Below are 1186 nucleotides of genomic sequence, written 5' to 3' on the forward strand. Positions count from 1 at the left end.
CTTTATTGCCGGATCTTCTGCTGCGTTACCTAGGGCAGTCTGAATCGTGCGGTTATGTTGGTGCGCCAGATACACAATGAGATTCGCTTGGGCCTCATTCATTTCTTCCGCGACTTTCGAGAACGCCCAAATTAATTCGGCGTCCGATTGCTTGAAGGCCCTAAATTCGACATTTGCCAATTTATTGCTCCTTGCTGTTATTTTTTAAAGGCTAACGAGGCTGTAGAAAAACCCCAAAAATAACCTTTTTAAATTTTCTTCAAAAACAATCATTGCGTATTCCACGCCATTCGGCCACCCAGACCACGATTATCCGGCCACCTAATCCATGCTCATACGGCCGCCTGTTCCACAACCATTCAGCCGGGCAGTCGGAGCGGAGCGACGCAAGAGGCTGCATTATTACTCTGAGGGGGTAGTGTTCGTCAATTTGGCTTGCCGCTTTCTCATGGATTCACCCTTCAGATTAATGCGGTAGGCGTTGTGAATAAGGCGATCCAGAATGGCATCAGCCAGCGTAGGATCACCAATCACATCATGCCAGTGATCAACGGGGATTTGACTGGTGACAATGGTAGAACGCATGCCATGCCGATCATCAAGCAACTCCAATAGATCCCGGCGCTGTTCCGCTGCAAGTTTGGCCAACCCCCAGTCATCCAGAACCAGTAGATCTATCTTAGCGAAGGCCGTCATCAGCTTCGGGAAGCGGCCGTCGCCATGAGCCAGACTCAGCTCCTCGAACAACCGGGGTAGACGCAGGTATTGGGCGCTATAACCCTCGCGACAGGCCTTGTGCGCCAATGCACAGGCAATCCAGGTCTTACCGGCCCCGGTGGGACCGTTAATGATCAGGTTGAGGCCCTCCTTGACCCATTGGCAACTGCTCAATTGCAGCATCAGACCCTTGTCCAGCCCACGAGGGGTTCGGTAGTCAATATCCTCGATAGAGGCGTTATGTTTCAACTTGGCCTTACGCAACCGGGCTTGTAAGCGACGGTCATCTCTTTCCGTCATTTCCCGGTCAATGAGCAAGCCAAGACGCTCCTCGAAGGAGAGCAACTCGATATCAGGCATCTGCCCCTGTTCCATCAATGCCTTGTACATGCCAGTAAAACGCAGGGCCTGTAGTTTTTCCAAAGTGGGGTGATTCAACATAATGGGTTCTCCTGGTTGTGATCAGTGG

2 protein-coding genes are annotated in these 1186 nt (G+C 51.4%); both read right to left on the reverse strand.

The window, feature by feature from the left end; all coding sequences use genetic code 11:
* On the reverse strand, positions 1-180 hold a 180-nt coding region (locus O9K64_RS23415; RefSeq protein ID WP_275100536.1), incomplete at its 3' end, for a hypothetical protein.
* 222 nt (positions 181-402) lie between these two features.
* Complete coding sequence (gene istB / locus O9K64_RS23420; RefSeq protein ID WP_260296038.1) at positions 403-1158, reverse strand: IS21-like element helper ATPase IstB; 756 nt, start codon at positions 1156-1158, stop codon at positions 403-405.
* Positions 1159-1186: the final 28 nt, after the last annotated feature.

This window comes from Sedimenticola hydrogenitrophicus (assembly GCF_029017505.1).
In the GTDB taxonomy this organism is placed as follows: domain Bacteria; phylum Pseudomonadota; class Gammaproteobacteria; order Chromatiales; family Chromatiaceae; genus Sedimenticola; species Sedimenticola hydrogenitrophicus_A.